Origin of the sequence: Actinoplanes campanulatus, from assembly GCF_014647795.1 — a bacterium.
GTDB lineage: Bacteria > Actinomycetota > Actinomycetes > Mycobacteriales > Micromonosporaceae > Actinoplanes > Actinoplanes campanulatus.
The window spans coordinates 1-832 of the sequence record NZ_BMPW01000081.1 but is presented as its reverse complement, the minus strand read 5'-3'; the positions used below and the strand labels follow the sequence as shown (position 1 = coordinate 832).

At 59.4% G+C, this 832-nt stretch carries 1 protein-coding gene; it reads right to left on the bottom strand.

The window, feature by feature from the left end:
* A partial coding sequence (locus tag IEZ13_RS46140; RefSeq protein WP_189285816.1) for a PKD domain-containing protein occupies positions 1-832 on the bottom strand: 832 nt, incomplete at both ends.

The window sequence follows — 832 nt, the reverse complement described above, 5'->3', positions numbered from 1 at the left end:
CGTCGTGGTCGGTGTCGGTTTGGTCTTGGTTGGCTATGGTGGGGCAGTTGTCTTGTGTATCGGGTACGCCGTCGCCGTCTCGGGTGACCTGGATCGGGAAGGTGAGGGTGTCAGTGGTGCCGGTGGTATCGGTGATGCGCAGGTGTGCCTGGTATGTTCCGATTCGGGTGAGGGTGCGAGTGATCTCAGGCGTGGTGGTATCGATTTCGTAGTGTCGGTCACCGTCTAAGTCCCATTGCCAGCGGCGGATATGGCCGAAGGCTGTATACGACGAGGACGCGTCTAGGCTCAACGGGTTACCCCGGCGCACCTGGCTTTGCCCGATCACAGCGGCACGCATCCGCACCCCCGGCGCCGAGGCCACCTGCGCAACACTCTCAGACAAGCTCGCACTCCTGGCCGTTCTCGACAGGAGCGCATCATGGACCAGCCCAGCAATCTGTTCATGACCGACCACATTCGGATGGTACCAATTCTTTTCATCTTGACTTGGCTCTGACAATATGACGCCATTTCCATTATATGAGTAGCCAGCGGTCTCAAAGACGGCGTTGATCCAACGTTGCGGATTCTGGTCACCGTTATGAACCAGCGGTTCGGGTTCGTGGGTGTTGAAGAGGCTGGTGGTGGGGGTGTAGGTCACTTTGAGGGCATGGGATGTGTTCCAGGCCTTGATGGTGGCGGCTTGCCTGGTGCGGAATTCGTCCTCGGCGGCCCGCACCCGGGTAGACGGCACGTCGGTTAAAGGAGCATCATCGTCTGCGGGGATGAGGTAGGGGTATCCGATCAGGATGACCCGTGTGTGAGCCGGGTCGGCCAGTCGGTTCTGTAT